The 24,330-nt window shown below is 42.0% G+C and carries 21 protein-coding genes; 11 read left to right on the top strand and 10 right to left on the bottom strand.

Annotated features, from left to right (window positions below; translation table 11 throughout):
- On the top strand, nt 1–849 hold the full coding sequence (locus H3302_RS17410) for an SMP-30/gluconolactonase/LRE family protein (RefSeq protein ID WP_409076806.1): 849 nt from the start codon (nt 1–3) through the stop codon (nt 847–849).
- Nucleotide 850: 1 nt separating this feature from the next.
- Here the strand turns inward: H3302_RS17410 and H3302_RS17415 are convergent, their stop codons facing one another.
- On the bottom strand, nt 851–1,084 hold the full coding sequence (locus tag H3302_RS17415) for a helix-hairpin-helix domain-containing protein (protein ID WP_182396701.1): 234 nt from the start codon (nt 1,082–1,084) through the stop codon (nt 851–853).
- Between the two features lie 176 nt (nt 1,085–1,260).
- The gene (locus tag H3302_RS17420) at nt 1,261–3,999 is read right to left on the bottom strand and encodes a TonB-dependent receptor domain-containing protein (protein ID WP_074988504.1); all 2,739 of its coding nucleotides are present in this window, start codon (nt 3,997–3,999) and stop codon (nt 1,261–1,263) included.
- A gap of 260 nt (nt 4,000–4,259) precedes the next feature.
- On the opposite strand from H3302_RS17420, the gene H3302_RS17425 reads away from it, so the two are divergent.
- Complete coding sequence (locus tag H3302_RS17425) at nt 4,260–5,465, top strand: anhydro-N-acetylmuramic acid kinase (protein ID WP_074988505.1); 1,206 nt, start codon at nt 4,260–4,262, stop codon at nt 5,463–5,465.
- Here the strand turns inward: H3302_RS17425 and H3302_RS17430 are convergent.
- The 3 genes from H3302_RS17430 to H3302_RS17440 all read right to left on the bottom strand — a co-directional run bounded on the left by H3302_RS17430 (nt 5,462) and on the right by H3302_RS17440 (nt 7,254).
- Nucleotides 5,462–5,938 carry a hypothetical protein gene (locus H3302_RS17430; protein ID WP_074988506.1) on the bottom strand — a complete coding sequence of 159 codons (477 nt, stop codon included), beginning with the start codon at nt 5,936–5,938 and terminating at the stop codon, nt 5,462–5,464. The two genes, H3302_RS17425 and H3302_RS17430, sit on opposite strands and share 4 nt — an antisense overlap.
- Nucleotides 5,939–6,319: 381 nt before the next feature.
- Entirely contained in the window at nt 6,320–6,811 is a 492-nt protein-coding gene (locus H3302_RS17435) for a DMT family transporter (RefSeq protein ID WP_182396702.1), read from the bottom strand.
- Nucleotides 6,812–6,819: 8 nt separating this feature from the next.
- Nucleotides 6,820–7,254, bottom strand: a complete 435-nt coding sequence (locus H3302_RS17440; RefSeq protein WP_182396703.1) for a DMT family transporter — start codon at nt 7,252–7,254, stop codon at nt 6,820–6,822.
- A gap of 98 nt (nt 7,255–7,352) precedes the next feature.
- Between H3302_RS17440 and H3302_RS17445 the strand changes: the two genes are divergently transcribed.
- Together H3302_RS17445 and H3302_RS17450 are read left to right on the top strand one after the other, a co-directional pair.
- Nucleotides 7,353–8,285 carry a LysR family transcriptional regulator gene (locus tag H3302_RS17445; protein ID WP_036972445.1) on the top strand — a complete coding sequence of 311 codons (933 nt, stop codon included), beginning with the start codon at nt 7,353–7,355 and terminating at the stop codon, nt 8,283–8,285.
- A 379-nt stretch (nt 8,286–8,664) separates the two neighbouring features.
- Entirely contained in the window at nt 8,665–9,489 is an 825-nt protein-coding gene (locus tag H3302_RS17450; protein ID WP_182396704.1) for a MipA/OmpV family protein, read from the top strand.
- A gap of 309 nt (nt 9,490–9,798) precedes the next feature.
- Here the strand turns inward: H3302_RS17450 and H3302_RS17455 are convergent, their stop codons facing one another.
- Both H3302_RS17455 and H3302_RS17460 read right to left on the bottom strand, forming a co-directional pair.
- Entirely contained in the window at nt 9,799–10,848 is a 1,050-nt protein-coding gene (locus tag H3302_RS17455; protein WP_182396705.1) for an ATP-binding protein, read from the bottom strand.
- A complete protein-coding gene (locus H3302_RS17460) occupies nt 10,845–11,609 on the bottom strand; it encodes a response regulator (RefSeq protein WP_259369921.1) in 765 nt (254 codons plus the stop codon). Before H3302_RS17460 ends, H3302_RS17455 begins: the two co-directional genes overlap by 4 nt.
- Nucleotides 11,610–11,725: 116 nt before the next feature.
- Here H3302_RS17460 and H3302_RS17465 point away from each other — a divergent pair, with 116 nt between their 5' ends.
- From H3302_RS17465 to H3302_RS17475, 3 genes are all read left to right on the top strand, one after another.
- Nucleotides 11,726–12,904: an efflux RND transporter periplasmic adaptor subunit gene (locus H3302_RS17465; RefSeq protein WP_220469635.1), complete on the top strand. Its 1,179-nt coding sequence runs from the start codon at nt 11,726–11,728 to the stop codon at nt 12,902–12,904.
- 22 nt (nt 12,905–12,926) lie between these two features.
- A complete protein-coding gene (locus H3302_RS17470) occupies nt 12,927–16,061 on the top strand; it encodes a multidrug efflux RND transporter permease subunit (protein ID WP_182396707.1) in 3,135 nt (1,044 codons plus the stop codon).
- A 187-nt stretch (nt 16,062–16,248) separates the two neighbouring features.
- Nucleotides 16,249–16,782, top strand: a complete 534-nt coding sequence (locus H3302_RS17475) for a GNAT family N-acetyltransferase (protein ID WP_182396708.1) — start codon at nt 16,249–16,251, stop codon at nt 16,780–16,782.
- Between the two features lie 384 nt (nt 16,783–17,166).
- Here the strand turns inward: H3302_RS17475 and H3302_RS17480 are convergent, their stop codons facing one another.
- The 3 genes from H3302_RS17480 to H3302_RS17490 form a co-directional block, all read right to left on the bottom strand.
- Entirely contained in the window at nt 17,167–18,705 is a 1,539-nt protein-coding gene (locus tag H3302_RS17480) for an EAL domain-containing protein (RefSeq protein ID WP_182396709.1), read from the bottom strand.
- Nucleotides 18,706–18,915: 210 nt separating this feature from the next.
- Nucleotides 18,916–19,947: a methionine synthase gene (locus H3302_RS17485; protein ID WP_182396710.1), complete on the bottom strand. Its 1,032-nt coding sequence runs from the start codon at nt 19,945–19,947 to the stop codon at nt 18,916–18,918.
- A gap of 24 nt (nt 19,948–19,971) precedes the next feature.
- Nucleotides 19,972–20,946, bottom strand: coding sequence for a DUF1852 domain-containing protein (locus H3302_RS17490; protein ID WP_036972439.1), 975 nt, complete (start codon nt 20,944–20,946; stop codon nt 19,972–19,974).
- Nucleotides 20,947–21,335: 389 nt separating this feature from the next.
- On the opposite strand from H3302_RS17490, the gene H3302_RS17495 reads away from it, so the two are divergent.
- The 4 genes from H3302_RS17495 (at nt 21,336) to H3302_RS17510 (ending at nt 24,329) form a co-directional block, all read left to right on the top strand.
- Nucleotides 21,336–22,145 carry a sulfite exporter TauE/SafE family protein gene (locus tag H3302_RS17495; RefSeq protein WP_065979613.1) on the top strand — a complete coding sequence of 270 codons (810 nt, stop codon included), beginning with the start codon at nt 21,336–21,338 and terminating at the stop codon, nt 22,143–22,145.
- Between the two features lie 218 nt (nt 22,146–22,363).
- Complete coding sequence (locus H3302_RS17500; protein ID WP_065979612.1) at nt 22,364–22,594, top strand: hypothetical protein; 231 nt, start codon at nt 22,364–22,366, stop codon at nt 22,592–22,594.
- 14 nt (nt 22,595–22,608) lie between these two features.
- Entirely contained in the window at nt 22,609–23,013 is a 405-nt protein-coding gene (locus tag H3302_RS17505; protein ID WP_036972435.1) for a hypothetical protein, read from the top strand.
- Nucleotides 23,014–23,357: 344 nt separating this feature from the next.
- The gene (locus H3302_RS17510; protein ID WP_065979611.1) at nt 23,358–24,329 is read left to right on the top strand and encodes a calcium/sodium antiporter; all 972 of its coding nucleotides are present in this window, start codon (nt 23,358–23,360) and stop codon (nt 24,327–24,329) included.
- The last annotated feature ends 1 nt before the right edge of the window (nt 24,330 follow it).

Consider the following 24,330-nt stretch of genomic DNA (forward strand, 5'->3'; position numbering starts at 1 on the left):
ATGATCATGAAATTTCGCACTTTAGCAGCTGCCGTTGCGCTTGTTAGCTCACAAACCGTTATGGCCGTTGATAGCCAAGACTTTGTAAAAGACAATGTGTTTACGCAAGGCATTGAAGGACCTACCATGTTCAACGGCACTTTGTATGCCGTTAACTATGCAGAGCAAGGGACGATAGGCCGAGTCGATAACATGGGCAAGTCGTCATTATTTGTGCGCTTACCAAATGACAGCGTTGGTAATGGTTTGCAATTCGATCAACATGGTAACCTTTATATTGCCGATTACGTTAATCACCGTATTTTAAAAGTGCCTGCGAACAGCCAACAAGTCGAAGTATTTGCCCACAACAGTGAAATGAATCAACCTAATGATATTGCGATTACGCAAGGAGGCAGCTTTTTTGCCAGCGATCCTAATTGGGCAAAAAGCACCGGACAGCTGTGGCGCATAAACGCAGACGGTAGCACACACCTTCTCGAAAAAAACATGGGAACCACTAACGGGGTTGCCGTGAATAACGACAACAGCAAGCTGTATGTAAATGAAAGTGTGCAACGCGTTGTATGGCAGTATGACCTTGACGATGCACTGAATATTAGTAATAAACGCGTGTTGATACGCTTTGATGATCATGGCCTAGATGGCATGCGCGTGAATAACCAAGGGCATATTTTTATTACCCGTTACGGAGCGGGTAAAGTGCTGGAGGTTTCACCTGAAGGTAAGGTTTTAAAAACCTACACGCTTAAAGGCCAGCACCCCACAAACCTAACCTTTAACGACGAGCAGGATACTCTCTTTGTTACTATGCAAAAGCGCGGTGCGATAGAGGTCATTAAACTTTAAATTAGCCTTGCTTAGCGCGTGTGATAGCGGCGTTAATCGCCGCTTTTGCCTGCGGGCTATTTTTCCAACAGCTTGAATGCAGCATTGAGGCAACTCGCTCAGCAATTGTGTTTGCATCGAACCCTGCTAACTGATCAAATGAGTCAATCCCTATTTCTTCAAAGCGTTTTACCACTGTGGGGCCGACCCCTTTAAGCGCTAATAAAGCCGCGCGTTCTTGTTCACTAAATGGCATGTATACATTCCCTGTTTATCAGTTTTTATTTAGGTACTTTGACCTAATTATTAAGGCGTTAAAATTAAATATTATACTAATTCGCTTAATTAAGTGGTCTATCTTGAGGCAATAAAAAAGCGCACCGGGCAGGGTGCGCTTGAGGGGATTAATCCTGTGTAGCTAAAACAGTAGGACTAATTAAAACTCGGAGCGTATCTCAGTGAAACACCGACAGAGCGGCCAATCACACTATAATCACTTACGGTATTAAAGTGGTTTGCACCGATTTCAGGTGTTGGTGGTTCACGGTCTAATAAGTTATCGACACCAAAATTAACAGCAAGTTCCTCATTAACTTGCCATGCTGCTGCGAAATCAAGATAATTTTGTGCTGAGATTGTTTCTGAACGGTCTACAGCATACTCTACTTCCCCGATTCTGCGCCAGCCAAGTTGGAAATTCATGTTATCTAATTGCCAATCAATGCTTGCACGGTGTTTATAGTCTGCTTGTAAAATACTCGCAAAGTCACCAGAACACGCACTGCCATAGGTGCCTTTACAGTCTACTTCTGCCACGGTACTGTTATTTTGGCGAGTTTGTTTAGTAACAAAGTTACCTTGGTACGAGAATCTAAAGCGACCGCCCATTTGAGCTGGGGCATCAATAACGTAGTTAGCCGCAACATCAATACCTGCTTGCTCAATTGCTGCTAAGTTAAAGTCGTTGACAATAGCTGTGCTAATAAACCCGGTATTCGGATCGCGAAGTACTGCACCACACAATGGGTTATTCGGGTTAGGATCGTCAATGTAACAGCTTTGCAGTGCCGCACCTGGTTGAATTTGACTTACCGCATCCGTTACGCGAATGCTGTAATAATCTAACGATAAATCAAAGCCTTCTAAATAGCTAGGAGTGTAAACAATGCCCAAAGTATCAGATTCAGCTTGCTCTGGTTTAATATTTGGGTTTCCGCCGTACGTGTATTTTGCTGTGCTTGAGTCAAACTCAGTGCCAACTGGCGGCGCACCAAATGCAGCACATTGGCTTGCATCGCCCGTACCTAGCAAACAAGGATCGCCGTTATAACGGCCCGCTAATCGAGGGACAAATTGATCACTGTTTTGATCAAATAACGACAGCGAAAGTGCCGTAATAGGGCTGGCAAATTCACCTAAGTTAGGTGCTCTAAACGCCGTTAAGCGGTTTGCACGAATACGAATATCGCTGTTAATTGCCCAGTTTATACCCAGTTTATAGGTATCTTCTGCTTCAGTGTTTGAGTAGTCAGAAATGCGATAAGCACCTTCAAAGCTAAGCTCTTCGGCAAAGGGCTGATCAATTAAAATAGGCACTAATACCTCAGCATAAAACTCTTCTGAGCTGAAGCTTGCGTCCATATCAAATGCACTAATTGACGCAAAGCTGGTGCCATTTCTAAACGCATCGCCCGGTGTTTGTTTACCGGTTTCTTTACGGTATTCGTAACCAACGGCAAAGTCGACAGGGCCAGCAGGAAGCTCAAACAAGAACCCTGAATCACCCGATAAGGTTGCTGAAATCACACTTTGTGTACGGTCGCGAGTGGTATAAATTAGTGGGTCGCTGAAATCAGTTAAGTCGAGGTTGGGATCAAAAATGTCCACTGAGTTAGCAAGCGCTGCAAAGCGGCTGTTGCCACTGTTGTCATTGCGATAGGCATTGTTATAAATGGTTGCTACTTCGTCGGTTTTACCGTATTGACCATACACATCGTAGCGTAAGTAATCGGTTAAATCGCCTTTTAAACCTAATTGAAATTGCATTGAATCGCGAACGGCTTCTGTATGTTGCACACCTAAACCAAGGTTTCGCTCTACATTTACACGTGCATTACCTTCGCTATCAAACGTTAGTTGGTCACGTAACTCGCTAGGAATATACGGGTTATTACTGGTAAGAGTGACTTGCTCGTTCACAAAAATAGGTGTTTGACCACTGGCACCCGCTCCCTTTACAGTCACTTTCGAATACATGGCACGCCCATATGCAACGGCGCTGTTGCTTACATCAACATCGAATAACAAGCCGGTTGAAAAGCGATCCATTGGTTGGGTTAAGTAACGATCGGCTGTAAAATCAGTTGTTTGACGCTCATTTGAAACACTTCCTGCATCTGTAATAGCAAGGCTATTGCCTGATGCAACATCGGTATAGTAACCACCACTATTAATCAGCGGTGTTGAGTTATCAAGGGCATAGCTTCGCTCGCCTGCTAAAAGTTCTTTACGTTCGGTGTAGCCCAAATATCCGGTAACGTGGCCGCGACCCTCGGCGATATCACCCCCGAAAATTGCTTCAAAATTGAGTTTTTCATTCCCGCCATCAGCACTTTCATAACTCGTCGAGAATTCAGCACCGGTAAAATCATCATCTAATACAAAGTTTACAACCCCTGCAACGGCATCAGCACCGTATACCGCAGCAGCACCGCCGGTAAGCACGTCAACACGCTTAATTAAACCTGCCGGAATCGTATTTACGTCAACTGAGTTTCGAAAACTAAAAGGTACAGCGCGTGTACCATCAATAAGCACAAGTGTTCTGTTTTGTCCTAGGCCACGTAAATCAATCGTCGATGAGCCAAACGAGTCGCCAACGGTTGCGCCTGTGCTATTTGCACCTGCTGCCGCTTGTGGCAGTTTAGCCGTAATATCTTCAACGTTTACCGCACGGTCTAGGTGAATTTGTGCTTCATCAACGCTGACAACAGGGCTGCTTGAAACTAATTCGGTTCGTTGAATACGTGAGCCTGTTACAGTGATTACTTCAGGCTTTTTGGCTTGTTCGGTATCTGCAGCGTGCGCCACCCCCATAACCGAGCTTACAGCAATAGCAAGTGGTGAGAGCAGCAGTAGCGAACGTTTTGTGTGAGTTGTCTTTGCTTTCATGTTGATTCCCTAGCGTTTTATCATTTAAATCAACGCTGGTTGGTATGCGACCAAGACCATTTAGTTAATTTAATGCGTCATACTTTTTGTTATGATGGCTGTTGTGTTCTCCTTTTGGGGAGCTCACCCGTACAGTTTTAAAGCAAATTAAAAATCTTTGCAATAATTATTCTTTAAATGTATTGTTTTAAAATATAAACTATTCCAATTCATCAAGCGGCTTATTATTATATAACAAGCTGATTTTAAGTGATTTATTTATGCATCAACATATTGAAAAACTGTATTTAAGTGCAAAAAAAGAAAAAAAATTAATTATTGGTCTGATGAGTGGCACCTCATTAGATGGCCTTGATATTGCGCTGTGTGAGGTCTCTGGGCAAGGCATGAATACCCATGTTGATGTTATTAAGTTTACTACCGTTGATTACGACGATAATTATAAATCACGCGTTAAGCGCGTGTTTGCAAAGCGTGAATGCGACCTTGAAGAAGTAACCTTACTTAACCCATGGATAGGTCAGCTTCATGGCGAGATGGTTGCACATACTTTAGCGAGCTGGGGTATAGATAAAGAGCATATCGATGTAATAGCAAGCCATGGACAAACTATTTATCATTGCCCTAAAACTCAGCACAAACGCCCTGAATACGGTAATGCAACGTTACAAATTGGCGACAGTGATCATCTCGCGGTTACAGCAGGGATCACCACTATTGGCGACTTTAGACAAAAGCATATTGCTGCGGGTGGAGAAGGTGCTCCTTTGGCGGTATACGGTGATTATTTGTATTTCACAAGTCATCAAGAAAACCGTATTTTGTTAAATATGGGGGGGATTGCTAATCTTACCTATTTACCAAAATCTGCCGATGCGCGAGCTGTTTTTAGTTCAGACATTGGCCCAGGCAATACCATTATGGACGCGTATGTACAGCGTCATTTTGCTCCGCTTCAGTATGATAAAGATGCATTAATCGCCAGTAAAGGCACCGCAAACGACGCTTTGTTAGCGGCGTTATGTAGTGATGCATTCTTTAGTTTAGATTTTCCAAAGACAACAGGGCCAGAAGTATTTAACCTAGATTATTTAGCGTCGGCTCAAGCACGTTCTAACACGAGCGATCTGTCTCATTACGACGTTATGGCCACTTTAGTCACGTTTTCGGCTTTAATGATTGCTAAAGCAATCAACCAATGCAGTGAAAAACTGACCGATATTGCAGTGTATGCCAGTGGCGGTGGAGTGCATAACCCGCTGCTAATGAATATGATCTTAGCGAATTGCCCGCAGCTTTCAGCTATTAAAAACACCGATAGCTTAGGCATTAATCCAGATGCGAAAGAGGCGGTATTGTTTGCGATTCTGGCAAATGAGTGTTTGTCGGGGGGTCAACAGCGTTTTGGTAATACCGAGCAAGGGATCCCCGATATTACCATGGGTAAAATAAGCTTTTGCGATTAGAAAAACGCTAAGAAACTTGCCCCAAGATTACTGATATAGTGCCGAAAACCCTGATTTTTAGCGTGGTTTGTCGGCGCTAATTGTGGCGATGCGTTGGCAGCGATACCGACGTCGAATTGCGCGCTGTCTTTCAATGTTGCATGCTTACCATGAAGCATTAGCTGCAATACAAATTCACCACTTTGTGTCACGTTTTCTAACGTAAGCATAATAAGCTGCTGATCTAGGTCATGTTGCGTCAGTGTGCGCGCAGTAAAATACGCTGATTCACGCGCATTAGGATAGGTCGCACTAATAGAGATCACATCGCCCTCATGCGCATCTTCGGGTAGCACACAATAAAACAAAACCTGCTTTTGCTCGTTAGCAACAAAATGCAGTTGTTCGTATTCCATTGTATGCTCAAGTGCCGCACATAAGGGATCATCACTAGAGGGGAGTGCAAACGAAAGTTGCACCAAAGCACTGTTCATTACTTCTTCATTACGTTAGTTGATTAAATTAGCGCCAATTATTGATCAATTAAATGACAGAATTATGACTATTGTCATAAGGGGGATTATTTATTTTATGAACAACTAAAATTGTGTTCTTTCTGTTCCAAAACTAGAATAGTAATAAATTAAAATCCGATAAATGATATGGATCTCAACTAGGCACCGCAAGATAACCATTAAGCAGCTTTAAGAGTCGTATTCATTGGTTGAAGACTGTTTGTAACTTTGCGTTATGAATGTTTTGATGAGACTTTGTAAGCAAGTAAAAGCGCATGTAGCGTCGTTTTAATTAGTCAATGAGCTAGGCACCTAGCTCATTGGGGTAAGAATATTTAAACATTAGATAACTTAAACACACTAATCTGAAGTAAATGTTCTCGTTAATTTTTGTTCACTTGAGCTATTTGTAGTCTTATTGCTTGAATATATAAAATATAAGGCAACACCAAGACAAATAATTGCAATTACCCTATAAATTGAAAAAGGTATTGGCTCATTCCCCAGCCAGCCAAAATTATCAATTAACATACTCATTGTTAGCTGCCCGAAAATAACCGCAACCGTCTCGACAGCGGTACCGATACGTTGCACAGCGAGTACCATTATGACTATATATGGAACACCACACATGGCTCCCAGTAATTGCCATTTGGGTACATCCAGCAACGTGATTGAATGCTTGGGCTCAAAGTAGAAGATCAATAAAGCTGTGATTAATGCACCCACTGAAAATGTAAGGAATGCGGTCTTAAAAACGCCTAATTTACTTCCAAGTTGACCATTAATTGCTGCTTGAATACTGAGCATAACGCCACCGAGTATCGCTAATAAAATCATTATAAATGTCATAATAGATCCTAACCTTGTGCAACCATCGCTAACGCGATAATGATGAAAATGAGTGCAATAATTCGTCTATTGTCGATTCTTCTATGAGGGGTACCAAATAGGCCAAAGTGATCGATAATTAAACTTTTAGAGATTTGCCCAGCTAAAATACCAATCATCGTCATTGCAATACCTATTTTAGGCGTCGCCACAGTGAGAATAACGACATAAACGACACCTAATACTCCCCCTGACAGTTGCCATGATGGCTGAGAGAAAAAAGATGCACTATTACGAGGGCTAAAAAACAACATCAACAAAAATGTTAATGCAGCCCCAACTGCGAAAATACTAAATGTTGCCCATAAATCGCCAACTTGCATTCCCAAAGGCCCTAGTAACCCGGCTTCAACGGAAAGCCCCATACCACCAGCGATAACAATCAAAATTAAAAAGAGTTGCATATAAAACTTTCTCCATTTTTTAAGGTGAAGAAGAATACGCTTTTCGATTGATGAGAAAATGCCATTATTGTGTGAACACCTTTGCACAATATGCATATATGAGTAATTTTGAATCTATAAATCTAAAGAGCTTACTGATTTTCATCAATGTGTATGAGCTAAAGAATTTTTCGTTGGTAGCGAGACGGGAAGGGGTGTCTGCTTCTCAAGTGTCTCGTGTTATACACAATCTTGAAGATGCACTTGGACATCAATTATTTTATCGGAATACGCGTGCGATAATACCCACTGAAAGTGGTAACCTATTCATAAATCATGCGCGTGCAATGGCTTTAAATTTTCATGATGCACAACAAGCGTTAAGTGAAAGATTACTAGAACCCTCGGGACTTGCCCGGATAAACGCGCCAGTATTTTTTGGTCAAAAGCATATAGCTCCAGCCCTTGCTAATCTGAGCGAAAGGTATCCAGAATTAGATATAGAGCTAACTCTTACTGATGATTACATTGATCCGATGAAAGATGCGTCAGATGTCATATTTCGGATTGGTACGCTTAACGACTCCTCATTACGAGCACGTATTGTGGGAGAGCAGAGTTATCATCTCACTGCATCACCCAAGTACATTCAAAAATATGGTGTGCCTAAAAAACCTGAAGACTTAGTTACACATAAATGTCTTGTCTATAGTGGCTCATCAGGTCCAAATCGTTGGTATTTCAGGCAACCCGAAGGTTTATGGGTTCACTGCCCGATCACTCCGACTTTAAGTTCGAACAACGCCGAGTCTCTGCTCACCGCCGCTTTAAATGGTATGGGAATAGTATTGTTTCCAGATTGGCTCATTGCTGACAGTCTATCTGAGGGGAAACTTGTGAAGCTTTTTACAGAGATTGATTCATCAATTAATACTGAAACTCAAACTATTGCTGCAATATACCCGAATGCCCGTCACCCATCACTTAATGCAAGAGCCATTATTGACTACTACATAGACGTGTTTGGGTCCCCTTTGTATTGGCAGCTATAGCCTCGCTATATTTAAAAGAAGTTACGGCCTTTTAAAGCCTGTATTAGGGTCGAATGCAATTTTCAACGCTTAGTTTTGATAAAAAATAACGGTAGAGGGTTTTAGCGTTCAAGACGACGAGTGATTATCCCCCAAAAAACTCCCTAAACTATTTATATATACCAACTAACTAACCTCTCTCAACGGGGTTATTTACTGATCTAGTTAAAAAATTCATTCGTATTTTTATGCGGATAGATGATCTTAAGAATGTAAGAGTCTCTATTGCTACACTTATACGATGCAATAGCATGCGCATACTGCCGTTGTTGGTCGATCTCTCTACAAGAATAGGATCTGCCATGCAGACCCCACAATAAATTTTGAGAGGATGAAATAGATGAAAAAGTTTTTACCAATTTTTCTTTCTTGTATTTATGGGTTGGCAACCCCTTCAGTACTGGCTTTAGAGGATAGAGAAGCACTGGTTCCTTTACCTTCATTAGATGATTTCACTAAAGGGAAAGACGGCTGGAGCTTTGGGCTTGGCGCAGGTGTTGAATATGAAACGGCTTACGAAGGTTCAGACGAATTTGGGTTTGAATTACAGCCTGCGGGAGCGGTGCAATGGCGTAAGGGCGATAATATATTTTATTTTGCTGGAGAAGCATTCGGTTGGCGTGGTCTTCGAAACAATGATTGGTTGTTAGAGGCATCGGTAGGTTTTGATGAGGGGCGAGAAGAAAGCGATTCAGATGATGGCCGATTAGATGGGTTAGGTGATCAAGAAGAAGGGTTTGAACTGGTGTTTCAGGCTCGTCGTTCTTTCACACCTGATTGGCGTTACTGGCTAGTGAGCCGTGTTGTGGCGAGTGAAGATGGAAATTTAGGTTTGTTTGGGGTGGGCAGACGCTTTGGAACCCACACAGATGGGTCGGGTTCTGAAGTTAATCTAGTGGCTGTTTTTCATGATAGTGACTATGCCAACAAAGGGTTTGGTATAGACGAAATGCAATCTGCGGCATCAGGCTTAGAAACGACCTCTTTGAGTGGGGGATTACGCTCGTTTGGCGTGGATTACAGTTACCGACATATTATGAATGATAATTGGCAGATTTACGCGGAAGCTCTTTTTGAGTACTTCAGCAGTGATGTAAGGAAAAGCCCCATCGCGCGTAGTAATTATGAAAGTGAAATCGGCGTCGGTTTCATTTATATTTTCTAACTTTAATGCTCTTTGACAGCCTGCTCAAAGCGTTGGGCAGGCTTAAATTACCTTGGCTAAATTACGGTATTTTATATTTTTGCTTGTGCTACATAGCTGTAAATTTCATTGCTGAGTCACCTCATAAATATGCTTGCCGTTTTTGCATTGGGGATGCTCAGGAAGTTCTAAGCAAATTGAGAATATTCGGTAATCAAAATATAGTAAACCGCTTATATTTTATAGATGTAGCCGTTGATTTTGGATTAAAGAACCTCGCTCGCGCAACTACAGATTTATGAGCCACTATAATGTTATGTATACGCGCTTTTAGGCGGGCCAACAGATTTCAATTATGGTTCCGCCGGTATCACTTATACGACAACTAACATTGCCTTTATGCGCGTTAGCAATAGCAGCAACAACTGCTAACCCTAATCCGCTACCACTTTTGGGGTTATCTTTTGCGCTGTGAAATGCGCAGAAAATATGTGGGATAAGATCAGGCGAAATACCTGGACCACTGTCTTCCACGCTCAGGTAGCAAAAGTCTCCTTTAAGCTTAGTGGTAATTTTTATTGCGCCAGAATGAGCATATTTACTCGCATTTTCGAGTATTGCTAAAAGAGCTTGCCTGATTCGGGTCGGGTCGCACATGACTGGCTCTGTCGTTAGGTTCAGTACTACGTATTGATTTGCCTCATGAAGCATGTTTACCGATAAATCGGTGAGTAATTTTATTTCTGTGGAGAGATTCGTTTTTTGTACATTTATTCTTAGTTCACCACTATTCATTAAACTAATGACACGAAGATCTTCTATTAATCGAGACAACCCTTCAATTTGCACTAATAGTTTGGTGAACTGGGTTTTATCGGGAGTGAACACGCCCTCTGCTAATCCTTGTAAACGGCCTCGTAAAATAGTCACTGGGGTTCTTAGTTCATGGGCGATAGCTGCATTCCAAAAAGCATGCTCTTCTGTCATTCGCTGAAGTTTTTCAGCGAGGAGGTTAAAATCGTCCACCAGTAATGCTGCCTCGCCTAAGGAACGATCTCCGACATTAGCCCTAAAATGCAGTTCGCCTTCCGCGATTCTATGCATTCCTTCGGCAACGGCACTAAGCGGTTCTAAAATACGTTGGGATAACTTAAGAGCAAGACTTGCAGCGAGCAATATGACTATGATGCATGTCAACACAATCCAAATCCACTCTGGCCAAGAGGGAGTAATATAGACATCACTAGGTATGTAGTTGGGCCAATATTTATCCCAAAGGTAATAAAAAATGAACGAACCAACAATTGTAATTAATGCAGAGCCTATCGCTATCTTCATCATGGAAAACGCAATTTGACGGCTCAAACCACTTGATTTCATTGTTCCCCCTTGAAGCGATAACCAACCCCACGCACGCCAGCGGGAATGCCATGAATTCCAAAGGTTTCAAGTTTTTTACGGATCTTACTGATATGACTGTCGATCGTCCTTTCGAGGGTATCTCCCTCTGGTAAGCAGGAATTTAATAGCTCTATTCGGCTAAACACTCGTTTTGGTGAATTTATGAAATGTGTTAAAAGTTTAAATTCAGTGAGGGTTAGCGTTGTTATGGCATGACGCTGTCCATCCACATTGACAGTAATTTCATGGCTTTCTAAATCAACTTCAAAGGGATCCGTTCGCAGTATGTTTTGCTGCTTAGGTTGATTAACTCCTAAGGTACGCCTTAGAACAGCTTGCACTCTCGCAACGACTTCTGCCGGATTAAAGGGTTTAACAACATAATCATCAGCGCCAATTCTGAGCGCCATTAGTTTGTCTAAATCTTGGTCCATTGCTGTAAGCATAATGACGGGCGTGTTACTTTTCTGACGAAGTTGAGATAAGACATTCCACCCATCCATTTTTGGCATCTGGATATCGAGCAATATAAGATCAGGCTTCATGGATGAATGAAGTTCAAGTGCTTTTTGCCCGTCTGAGGCATGAATGGTGCGCAAATTATTACGAGAAAGGTAAGCGGAAAGTATATCGACAATTTCAGACTCGTCCTCAACAATCAGGATTAAAGGCTGATGGTGAGAAACTGACTCTGTATCTTGATCTGAATACGCAGCTAGTTTCTGTCTTTCAACGTACAAATTATTCATCTCCATCAAATCTCCATATTAGCTCAGCGTGACCTCCATACATAGCGATTACACTCAACACTATCTACGGCGGATAGCCCGCTTTAACTTGTTCAGAGGATACCTCAGTGAAAAAGATAAATATATGTGCATTTAGCAGCTTACATATATTGATACTGTTCTTTTTAGTTGGCTGTTATCAATCTAATAAAGACGAAAATGCCATTGAGCTACAAGAGTCTTCCCCTTTAGTGTCAACTATAAAGTTGAAGCCGCAACATGTAGATGTCTATGAAGAACTGCCAGGAAGAGTGAGGGCTGTAAGAGTGGCAGAGATTCGCCCACAAGTTGTTGGGATCGTAAAGCATCGCTTGTTCAAACAAGGCACTGAAGTGAAAGCGGGTCAACCGCTCTTCCAAATTGAGCCTGCGCCATTTGAAGCAGATGTCGACACAGCAAAAGCAAATTTATTAAGAGCGGAGGTGACTTATAAGCGTGCTCAGGACAAAGAGTTACGATTACGCCCCCTTGTAAAAGCCAATACGATTAGCCAACAAGAGTTTGACGATATTGTCTTACAGCGTGATCAAGCTGCAGCAGAAGTCGCTGTGGCTAAAGCAACGCTTGCACGACGTGAACTTGATTTACAGTTCGCACGTGTTACAGCGCCAATATCTGGATTGATTGAACAAACGTTGGTGACTGAGGGCGCTTTGGTTAGTAGCACAGATGCCACTTCGATGGCGCGTATACAGCAGATCGATAACGTGTTTGTTGATATTCGTCGACCCGCGTCTTCACTAGAGGCTACTCGTGAGGCTCTAGCGGGAAATTCTGGCGACAACCCCAGTGTTAATGAAACAAAGATTGAAATTTTACGCAGCAATGGGCTTCCTTACCCTGTCAAAGGGCACATTTTGTTTTCAGGGATCAATATTGATGAAGGCACCGGTGATGTGTTGCTTCGTGTGCTTGTAGATAACTCCCAGCGTCTTTTACTGCCGGGTATGTTCGTTAAAACAAAGGTGCTTCGTTCGCGTTATAGCAATGCACTCACTGTTCCACAGCAGGCTGTTTTGTATGTTGCTGGCTCTCCTCATCTTTGGAGTATTGATTTGGAAGGGCATGCACACCTAAAACCAGTAAAACTTGGGGAATTAATCGATGGTCAGTACCGCATCAAATCGGGCGTTGAAAAAGATGAAAATATCGTAGTCGAAGGTAAAGAAAGACTTGAGGACGGTATTCTAGTAGACCAACAGCAGTGGCAAGAACCTGAGGTTTTTATCACATCTATGACACACTGATTAAAGTTAGAGAGCCTCTTTTATGTCTCAGTTTTTTATTCATCGCCCTGTATTTGCTTGGGTTATTGCGCTTTTCATTATTTTATTTGGATGTATTTCGATTCCGAAATTACCTATTTCTCGTTACCCCTCTGTTGCACCACCGACGGTTAGTATTATGGCGACGTATCCTGGAGCGAGTCCTAAGGAAATGAATGATGGTGTGCTTAGCCTTATCGAGGGAGAGCTGTCGAACGTTAAAAACTTATTGTATTTCGAGTCATCAGCTGACAACTCTGGCTCTGCATCTATCACGGCAACATTTAAGCCAGGAACAGACCCAGACTTAGCGCAAGTTGACGTACAAAATCAACTAAAAGCGGTTGAATCTCGTTTGCCTCAAGCTGTGCGTCAAAATGGCTTATCGGTGGAGTCTGCATCATCAAATTTTTTGATGATTGTTGGATTAAGATCGGATGATAACCGCTTTGATGAAATAACATTGAATGACTATTTAGCTCGTAACATTGTAGATGAACTACGCCGAATAGAAGGGGTAGGGCACGTTCAGTCATTTGGCGCAGAGAAAGCAATGCGGATTTGGGTTGACCCGAGTAAACTCAATGCATTGGGCTTGACGATGAATGATATTAGCGTGGCTATTGCTCAGCAAAATACGCAAATTGCGCCAGGCAGTATCGGTGCTGCGCCTACAGTATCTGGACAAAGAGTATCAGTCCCATTAACTGTGCAAGGTCAGTTAACGAGTGTTGAAGAATTCTCTCATATTATTCTCCGCGCAAATAACCAGGGGTCAAAAGTCGTTTTAAGTGATGTTGCACGTGTAGAAATTGGTTCTCAATCATATGGTTATTTAAATCGGGAAAATGGTAAAACGGCAACGGCTGCGGCTATTCAGCTCACACCGGGAGCGAATGCTGTTAAAACTGCTGATGCTGTCCAAAAACGTTTGGCAGAATTGAGCCAAAGCTTGCCCTCTGGGATGACCTATTCAATCCCGTTTAATACGGCACCTTTTGTAAAGGTTTCAATCAATAAGGTTATTTATACGTTAGTTGAAGCCATGGTGTTGGTTTTTTTTGTTATGTTTTTGTTTTTACAAAACATTCGCTACACATTAATTCCAGCTATCGTAGCGCCAATTGCGCTGTTGGGAACATTCACGGTGATGTTGTTAACCGGCTTTTCGATAAACGTATTAACGATGTTCGGTATGGTTTTGGCGATTGGCATTATTGTCGATGATGCGATTGTCGTTGTAGAAAATGTAGAACGTCTCATGTCGCAAAAGGGTTTATCCTTGAAAGAAGCGACATCTAAGGCGATGAAAGAAATTACAGGCGCTATTATTGGTATCACGCTTGTGTTGACGGCGGTGTTCATTCCAATGGCATTTGCCAGTGATTCGGTTGGTGTAATTTATAAACAGTTTACATTATCAATGGCCGTATCCATTTTGATCTCCGCATTTTTAGCACTGACACTCACGCCCGCTCTTTGCGCCACGTTATTAAAACCAGTGAAAGGTAATCAGCACACACAGACTCGATTTGCCAAATGGTTTAATCGGGGTTTTAACCGAATTAATAGTCGCTACGAAGTTCAGGTCAACGCATGTGTGAATCGCAAAGGGCGAATAATGCTTGTTTTTGTCTTTCTGTGTGCTGTTCTCGTTTTAGTGTATAGACAGCTGCCTTCCTCGTTTTTGCCAGAAGAAGACCAAGGTTATTTTATCACTAATATCCAACTTCCTGCAGACGCAACCACCGTTCGCACATTGGATGTTGTGAAAAAATTTGAACAATATGTGTTAAGCCGACCTTCTATAGAGTCAACAATGACAGTCATTGGTTTTGGTTTTTCGGGCTCAGGCACTAACACCGCACAAAGTTTTACGATGTTGAAAGATTGGGACGATCGCAACAACACCTCAACAATAGATGAGTTAAGGCTTGCTGAGGAGGCGATGACAGATGTTAAAGAAGGCACTGTTATGCATATGTTGCCCCCTTCGATTGATGAGTTAGGAACGAGTTCTGATATTACGTTTTTCTTGCAAGATCGTGGCAATCAGGGATACGAAGCATTGAAAGCTGTTGAGGCGACGATGCTAGCGTTGGCTAGAGATAGTAAGTCATTTAGTGATGTTTACGCTGATGGACTTCCTGTGGGCATAAGTATTCATTTAGATATTGATCGCCAAAAAGCAGAAGCACTCGGTGTTTCATTTACAAGTATTAGTGAGACGTTATCAACGGCGATAGGCTCGTTGTACATTAATGACTTTCCTAATGAAGGCAGGATGCAGCAAGTCATCATGCAAGCTGAGGCGTCATCTAGGATGCAGATAGAGGATGTACTTAAACTGCACGTACGAAATATCAACGGTGGCATGGTGCCGTTATCAGAAATGGTGATCCCAACGTGGACTGAGTCAGCGCCGCAATTTATTCGTTTTCAAGGTTATCCTGCGGTCCGGATTTCGGGTAGTGCATCGTCTGGCGTCTCCAGTGGCGAAGCGATGGCTCAGATAGAAAACATGGCTAAGCAACTCCCTGCAGGTTTCACCATCGCTTGGACAGGACAGGCATTGCAAGAGCTTCACTCAGCCAAACAAGCACCAATGCTTATGGCGCTATCGATGTTAGTCGTCTTTTTAGTATTAGCTGCACTTCATGAGAGTTGGGCTATTCCATTATCCGTCATGTTGGTTGTGCCACTGGGGTTATTGGGTGCGGTACTTGCTGTTGTACTACGTGATATGCCGAACGACGTTTTCTTCAAAGTGGGGATGATCACCGTCATTGGTCTTTCGGCGAAAAATGCAATTTTAATCGTTGAGTTTGCTAAGCAGTTGAGAGAGCAAGGCCACGGATTGGTTCAGTCTGCGGTTCAAGCTGCGAAGTTGAGATTAAGACCTATATTAATGACCTCTCTTGCATTTGGTCTTGGGGTTGTGCCTCTGATGCTAGCGGAAGGCGCAAGTGCAGAGACTCAACGCGCCATAGGTACCGGGGTGTTTGGCGGAATGGTTAGTGCAACCGTACTTGCCATTTATTTCGTACCTGCTTTTTTTGTGTTTGTCATGAATATTCAAGAGCGCTTGCAGACTTGGCTACAGATTAGTAAGAAATCAAACAGGCAGCTTGAAGATTAGTTATTCGCTTATTTCTGGGTGTTTTCTTATTCCAAAATTACGAGAAAACATTGTGTGATAGAGAGTGATTCTGTTGTATCTGAAATAGAAAATTTCCGTTTAAACAATGGAATGACTGCATTCGAGATAAAACATAATTCACATAGAGAAAAATTGGGAATGTATTTTCAAAAGGCCAACTTAGATTATGAATAAAAAAACTGTACGCTTTGTACCGGTAACAAAAGAAGAACTATCTGATTTTAAAATCAAATTACAGCAGACTTTCACCGATGCGTTAGTCGAGCAATTTGGAGTTTCACACAGTGAACCCATACCATCAGATGAGGATATAACGACGTCTTTTAACGCAAAAGGCGCTGTTGTATCTCATATAGTATATGAACAAAAGAGGGTGGGGGGTGTTGTGTTGAATATTAATACAGATAGCCAATATAACAGCCTCGATTTGTTTTTTATTTACCCAGAAAATCATAACAAAGGTTTAGGGCTGGCGACATGGAAAGCCATTGAAGCTGCGTACCCAGATACTAAAGTTTGGACAACAGTCACGCCTTATTTTGAAAAAAGAAATATTAACTTTTACGTAAATAAGTGTGGTTTTCATATTGTTGAATTCTTTAATAAACACGATCTTGACGGTGATTCTGTGGTTCAGGATATTGATGATTCTGGCATCAACGAAGAAGACTTTTTCAGGTTTGAGAAAATCATGAAGTAACTTGAGTCCTCAAGCACAGTGAAAATGAATACGGGTTTTCATTGATGAAGCAGTGATTATCATTATCCGTGCGCGCTTATGCGGGATAGAAATGAAGTATTCGACTGAAATAACAATGAAATTAGGTTAAGTCCATATGGGTAAAATACTGGATACCATGAAAAATACATTGTCACTTTTCCTTTCGGTAGGCTTCTTTGCTTATGAGGGATAGTTTGCGGGTATTTGTTAGATTACAACAAGACAGTAAATTTCTAGAACATTTTCAACCTTAATGCCGTTTTGTTATGAGGGGTTAGAACATTGAGTAAGTTATTGAATATTGTTATTACGTTTATTCTATGGTCAATGTAATGTGTTTTGTTCTTCCTATTGGTGTTAATTTTAATTGTCAACAGGTTTTAGCGCGGGTATCTCGTTGGCGAGTAAATCGCTGATAGGCACTAACACTATGTGGTAAACACATTGTTCAGACGTATTTTGATCCGGCACCATTAAAGCACGAATGTAGAGTACGTCTTGGCAATCACTCTTTTGGTTTTTTACAAATGTTTGCACCAAATGCCCACCTCGGCAGGCTGATTTTATATTTTGAAAATCATCAGGGGCAATTATTTCGCTAATTTGGTCTGTTTGAATATCAATCTCAATATGGGCGTGTTTATTAATGCGTGTTAGCGCTCCTTGCTCATTAACAATGATAAAAGGGGCAGGGAACTGGTTTGTTGAATCGAAGTGCTTTTTATTGGGGAGGCGCGAATGAAACCCTTCAAACGCATGCACCATCATAACGTAGTTACCTTCTTGTGAAACGCGGGGGATTTGAATACAAAAGACTTTTTTGTGCCGACCATTTGGGTAAAAATCCCATTCAGAACTTATTTCGGCTTCTCCTGAAACAAAGCGTCGATAATAGCTTTTTAGCCGTGTTTTAACTGAGTAACTCATTAAGTTGAATGTTTTTGCTTGTAAGTTTTTGAGGCTCTCTACTCCCCAAAATTTAACCCCAGAACGATTTGCCCAAATGACTTTATTGGTGTTGAAATCCCATAGCCAAGAAGGATGTGGGCGAAGCTCTAGTAAACGAAGCTCTTTTTCACTGAGTAACAATGTAGCGTTATCACATTTTGCGCTGTATTGACTGTGAGTATAATTAGTAATCCACTCTTTAAGAGCGTGCTCTTCAACCCCTTTGTCAAATAAAAAGCCCTGACCAATTTTGGCACCGGCTTCAATAAGAATGCCTCGTGCCATGCAGGTTTCTATGCCTTCGATTACACAACGCAGCTCTAAATCACTGCACAGTTGAAGAATAGCATTCATGCCTGCCATGCTTGCTTTGTCATTAATAAGCTGCGAGGTTAAGGAGTAGTCAATTTTTACTTCGCTAAACACATTTAACCGAATCGTTTCGAGTGTCGAAAAGCCCGTCCAGAAATCATCAATAGCAAGTTGAATACCCAATTGACTGAGTTGTCTTAGGTTTGCCACGCTTTGGTTGCTGAAAATGCCTGCGGTTTCGGTGACTTCGAGTACAATCGAATCTGCATTTATCTGGTATTGATTGATTAAATGACCGATTTGTTTGGCGAAGCCTTCAATGGTGAGGTCATTAGCTGACATATTTAATGAATAGTGAATAGCCGTTTTCGTATTATCAAGGGGCTGAATGGTCTGCAGCATTCGCTCAAACAGTGTGAGTGTTAATAAATAACATTGTTCATTTATTTCAAGTAGATCAATAAAATGAAATGGTGCGATGACACCATATTTAGGATGGTTCCAGCGTGCCAGAAATTCAAACCCGACCAGTTCGTATGTGTCGAGGTTGACTTGTGGCTGTGCGACTAAAAAGAACTCGTTGTTTTTGATGGCCATCAAAATATCGTCAATTTTAAAGCGCGGTATATTCGACAGCATCATGGTTCCTTATTTTTTATTGGGTTGTGTTTATTGCCGTTACAGTATTGGTGAACGTAGTTATGTTAGCCAGTCGGAAAGGGTGATTAAACATTCAGAAATTGCTTAAAATTAAGGAATTACGATTTTTTGAATAGCGTGAAGTAAAAAAGCAGGTGTCGTTTAGCACGCTACCTGCTTGTTTATCTGTAATGTCGTTGTTTTTCGTGAGGATTAATTAGCTAGCAGCTCTTTTCGTACAAGCTCAGCCCCTGCGCTGAGGGCTTTTAATTTGTCATTTGCGATATCTCGGGGTAATGGGGCCATGCCGCAGTTGGTGCAAGGGTAGAGCTTATCGGCATCAACATATTTGAGTGCTTCACGCAGTGTTGCGGCAACCTCTTCTGGGGTTTCTATTTCATTGCGTGCGACATCAATGGCGCCTACCATCACTTTTTTCCCACGGATCAGCTCAAGTAACTCAATTGGTACACGCGAGTTATGACATTCGAGCGAAATTATATCGATATTCGATTTTTGTAGCTTAGGAAATATTTCCTCGTATTGGCGCCACTCGTTGCCCAATGTTTGTTTCCAATCGGTATTGGCTTTAATGCCGTAACCGTAACAAATATGAACGGCGGTTTCGCATTGCAGCCCTTCGATTGCTCTTTCAAGGCAGGCAATACCCCAGTCGTTAACGTCGTCAAAAAACACATTAAAAGCGGGCTCATCAAATTGAATTATATCGACACCTTCAGCTTCAAGCTCTTTGGCCTCTTGATTAAGAATTTTAGCAAATTCCCAGGCGAGCTTTTCGCGGCTGTGATAATGGTCATCGTACAGGGTGTCGATCATGGTCATCGGACCCGGCAACGCCCATTTGATTGGCTGCTTGGTTTGTGCGCGCAAAAATTTGGCATCGTCAACAAACACCGGTTTGGTACGTGATACAGGCCCAACAACACACGGCACACTGGCATCGTAACGGTCACGTATTTTAACGGTTTTACGGTTTTCGAAATCAACCCCTGTTAAGTGTTCAATAAAGGTGGTGACAAAGTGCTGGCGGGTTTGTTCGCCATCACTCACAATATCAACACCTGCTAACTGTTGTTCATGTAACGAAACACGCAGAGCATCATGCTTGCCATCGCTAAGTTCACTTCCTTGTAATTTCCAGGGTGACCAAAGTGTTTGTGGCTGTGCCAACCAAGACGGTTTTGGTAAGCTGCCAGCGGTTGAAGTAGGTAATAATTTTTTCATAATAATCGCTTAGTTATCTTGTTATTAGGCCAGATTGCTAGACCATTGCTCAAGCACTGTTTTATAGGGCTTTATAAAGTATTGTTCGGCAAATTTGCCTTGTGCAACAGCTAACTGACTGCGCTCTTCACGGTCATAAATAATCTGTGTTAATGAATGATCTTGGTTCTTTAAGTTTGGTTTATAACGGCTCCCTGCGACTGCATTGGCGTTATAAATTTCTGGCCTGTAGATCTTTTGAAAGGTCTCCATGGTGCTAATGGTGCTGATAAGCTCAAGGTTAGTGTAATCGTTAAGCAAATCACCAAAAAAATAGAATGCCAGAGGAGCCACACTGTTAGGAGGCATAAAGTAACGCACTTGTAAGCCCATTTTTTTGAAGTATTGTTCGGTTAATGATGTTTCATTTGGCTGATACTCTACCCCTAAAATTGGATGCTGGTTTTCAGTGCGGTGATAGGTTTTGTTGTCTGACACGCTTAAGCAAATAACCGGTGGTTTTTTAAAGTGGCTTTTGTAAGTATCAGAGCTTACAAAGTGTTGAAACAACTTGCCGTGTAAGTCGCCAAAGTTATCGGGGATGCTAAATTGGCTTTTACTTTTATTATGATCAAGCAGCAACACACTAAAGTCATAGTCGCGAACATAAGATGAGAAGTTGTTACCCACAATGCCTTCGATTCGTTCATCGGTCTGGTGATCAATAATATTCGTTTTTAACACTTCAATAGAGGGAAAAACGTCGCCACTGTTCGCAATATCGATATCAACAGAAATAATTTCCAGTTCAACAGAGTAGCGAGTGCCTTGTGGGTTATCCCAATTTGCTAAGGCATTAAAACGATTATTAATCATTTTTAAAGCATTGCGTAGGTTCTGTTTACGGCTTTCGCCTCTTGCTAAGTTTGCAAAGTTGGTAGTGATACGCGTGCTGTTTGATGGATGGTAGTTTTCATCCAAGCAAATGCGCTTAATAGTAAATGTAAAATCATTTTTCATGGCTGTAGGTATCCAATGTTTAATCCGAAAACGTGACTGCTGTTTAATTATTTATCGCTGTGTTAGTCATAACAGGCTACTCAATTAGCTTTAGTAACCTTTGCAGCGTTAATAAATTTATACGTGCTCTGGAGCATGAAGAAAAACGTTTTTATTTCAGGTAAAACATGAATGCGATTCATACATTAAAGGGACGTACTCTTGTGGTGTGTATTTAATATGGGTGCAAAGTACTTAAACATACTTTGAAAGTCTAGATGGCTAAATGGGTGAGGCTATGATGTGGTTTTTTCATGTGAAACGTGAGTAATATTCAATACTTAACGCCGCAACTATTGTTCCTTTAATTGATATACTCGAAATCTAAACGAATAACAGAGATAAAGGGAATGAGTGAATTAATCGTGTTGGTGCTTTACTGCGCTTTACTTGGCAGTGGCGTTGGGTTTTTAGCCGGTTTATTAGGGATTGGTGGCGGTTTAGTGATTGTGCCAATACTCAGCATTATATTACTGCACTTTAATGTCTTACCCGCAGAGCAGGTCGTGGTAGTGGCTATTGCAACCTCATTGGCATCCATACTTTTTACTTCAACGTCGTCAGCAATAGCGCATCATAAAAATGGTAATGTGCCATGGGAAATTGCGCCTTGGGTGATGGTTGGTGTGGCACTTGGTGCGCTCATCAGTGGGTTTATTGCGGCGTTATTACCAGAAAATGTGGTGAGGTTAGTATTCGCTATTTGCGTTGTGCTCATTGCGCTTAAAATGATTTTTGGGGGCAGGGGAGATACATCCACTGCGCGCCAATTACCTAATAAAGGCCTGCTTACATTTTTAACCACAATCACCGGTGGCTTATCGGCCATGATAGGTATTGGGGGCGGTGCGGTGCTTGTGCCATTATTAACGTTTTTTTCAGTCGATATGAAAAAAGCCATTGGCTGTGCATCGGCTTGTGGCATTGTTATTGCGCTCTTTGGTTCGGTAGGTTACATCAGTGCGGGTAGTCAGTACTTTGCATTGCAAGACGGTTTTGCAGGGTTTGTTTATTTACCGGCTCTGTTGGGTATTGTTTGTACGTCTTGGTTTACTGCGCCTTGGGGGGCCTTAGCAACGCAGACATGGCCAGTGTCATTGATCAAAAAAATATTTGCCACTTTGCTTATTATAATGACCGTTAATATGCTGACTCGCTAGCATATTTTTAATGCTTGAATGTAAGGCACCTGTTGGGCAGCTATGTCTTGCATTCAAGTTTTTTGGGCTAGCGTAATCTAGCAATTTGCATTTTATCGTGGGATGCTATGTTTACGTTTAACACCTGAATTTTATGTGCGTTCGCAATTTCCTACTAAACTTGCAAGGGCAGAATTCATAGAGCGCGCAGCGATGCAGGGAAATGAAAAAGCACGTATATGTTTGTCGATGAACAAGTGGGCGTAAACAGTGCGGCTAAAGCCTATGCGATTAATCGTTTGCTTATGGAAATGACGCAAAATAATGATTTATATAATCGCTATGCTTGGTTTGAGCAAAAGCACTCCCCACGCTTGTCACAGAATGAGCTTGCAGATGCTAATACCTTGTTTGAGCAGTGGTTAGCAGAGATAAATAAAAATGGCTCGCTTTATCCGAGTGAGTTTTAAGGAGGAAATTTACGATGATAAAACCAGATTACGCAAATTATACATTGGCAGAACTGATTGATTGCCAACATCATATAGACGCACACGCATGGCCTGAACGTGTTAAAGAAATCGATCACTATCTTGGTCTGTATGCTGCAAAATCGCCTGAACATGAACGGGAATACAAGCAGGCAGTCTTTAACGCATTTTGCGATACCTTACGTCGCGATCTTGCGATAAACATCGATGATAACATTTTGTGGTTTTTAAGGTTTTTTTCTAAGCGTGCAAAAGCGCTAACTCCAAGTACATTTGCTGATGAAGTGTGTCCACTTTGCCATGCAAGTCTTCATGCTCGAACTTGGGCTGGTGGTTGGGAATTGCACTGTAAAGCATGTGATGTGGCGGGTATTGTCGTCGAACGTTACTCTGTTTAAGAAGTCGAATCGTGGTAAAAAAAACAAGTAAAAAAGGTGTAGATTTTACTTTGTACTTGTGACTTTTGGTTATATAGTCTACGCCTAACCTTAGGGGAGTAGTCGCTTAGTTACTAAGATGAACGTCAACAGTCTCCGAACATTCGTTCGTGGCGTTCATGTCCGTAGTATGGATTGACAAGACTTAAGGCATCTACTGTGTTCCGGGCGGGCATAGTGCATGCCTTATTGTATTCCGCCCTAAGGGGTCTGCTCGTGTTTATTACTTTTCTAGCGTGTCGTCTGGGTGACTACGCAATGTTCAAGTCGGTCATTTTGTTACCACTGATGCGCCGGGAGTTCATATGATTACTTTTGTCCTCGCTATTTTATGCGGTTTTGCATTGCTGATTTGGAGTGCCGATCGATTTGTTGATGGTGCCGCTGTCAGTGCTAAATATGCGGGTATGCCAACTCTTTTAATTGGCATGATCGTTGTTGGCTTTGGCACGTCTGCGCCAGAAATGTTGGTGTCAGCTATGGCAGCGGCAGACGGCAGCCCCGAGCTTGCATTAGGGAATGCCGTTGGGTCAAATATCGTAAATATAGGGCTGATCTTGGGCCTTACAGCTATTATCTCGCCGATTGTCGTTCATTCAACGATTGTTAAAAAAGAGCTGCCACTATTACTGCTTGTTAGTATTTTGCTTGCTGTGTTGATATGGGACAACAGCCTAACGCGTTTTGATGCCATTGTATTATTACTTGGGTTTCTAGCCTTTATTGGCTGGAGTATTTTTGCTGCGCTAAAAAGCAAAAACGATACCTTACAAAACGATGTTGAGCAGGAACTGAGTGCCCAACCTATGTCGCTTAAGGCGGCTATTACTTGGTTAGTCATCGGGCTTATTGTACTCATTTCCAGCTCTCGTTTACTTGTGTGGGGGGCGGTAAATATTGCTGAACTTATGGGAATAAGCGATTTAATTATTGGCTTAACTATTGTGGCACTGGGTACGTCGTTACCTGAACTTGCCGCCTCAGTTGTCGCAGCGCGAAAAGGTGAACACGATATTGCCATTGGTAACGTGATTGGCTCTAACATGTTTAATATTTTAGCGGTGACAGGCATTGCTGGTGTTATTGCGCCTGCCGTTAATCTTTCAAGTGATTTATTAATGCGTGATTGGTTAGCGATGTTCTCTTTAACGCTATGTTTATTAGTGTTTGCTTATGGTTATCGCAGGACTGGCAGAATAAACAGAGTTGAAGGGGTTGGGCTACTGCTTGTGTACTGTGCCTATAATACGTGGTTACTGTTTTCAGTAAGCAATTAAG

The sequence above is a fragment of the Pseudoalteromonas sp. MT33b genome (assembly GCF_014117385.1).
GTDB lineage: Bacteria > Pseudomonadota > Gammaproteobacteria > Enterobacterales > Alteromonadaceae > Pseudoalteromonas > Pseudoalteromonas lipolytica.